We start from the raw sequence: 507 nt of genomic DNA, 5'->3' as shown, positions 1-507 counted from the left end.
ATGCAGTATATGTGGACTTATAGTACTGGAGCAATTGCTAAAAATGTTTATCATGTTACTAATCCAACTTCTGCTGCATATCAAGCTGCAGGTAATTGGTACGGTGTTTTATTTGGTATTTTTTCGTTAGTTGGTGTTGGCTGGGGTCTAGTCATTGCAAAAACCAAGCCACGGCAAAGAAAATTTATGTACAAATTAGGAATTGCTTTGGGGGCTTTAGGCTACCTTTCAGTTTTCTTCATTACTAACAAATGGTTGTTAATCGTTTCTTACTCACTTTTGGGAATAATATTTGTTACTATGAATATTATCCCATTTACTATTCTGAGCGATACACTTGGTGGAAAACATCAGGGCTCTTACTTAGGACTGTTTAATATTAGTATCTGTCTTCCTCAAATTATTGCTTCGATAGGTAGTTTTATTATTTTTCCATTGGTTGGGAAATCAATGCCAGCGATGTTTATTGTTGCAGCCGTAGTTGCTTTTTGTGGGATTTTCTTTGTT

At 35.5% G+C, this 507-nt stretch carries 1 protein-coding gene; it reads left to right on the top strand.

What is annotated here, in order from left to right; translation table 11 throughout:
- Positions 1-507: MFS transporter (locus AC6UDG_RS07290; protein ID WP_500706937.1), on the top strand; the 507-nt coding region annotated here is incomplete at both ends.

It is taken from the genome of Fructilactobacillus sp. X2R1C1, assembly GCF_059901435.1.
This window is presented reverse-complemented; position numbering and strand designations above follow the sequence as displayed.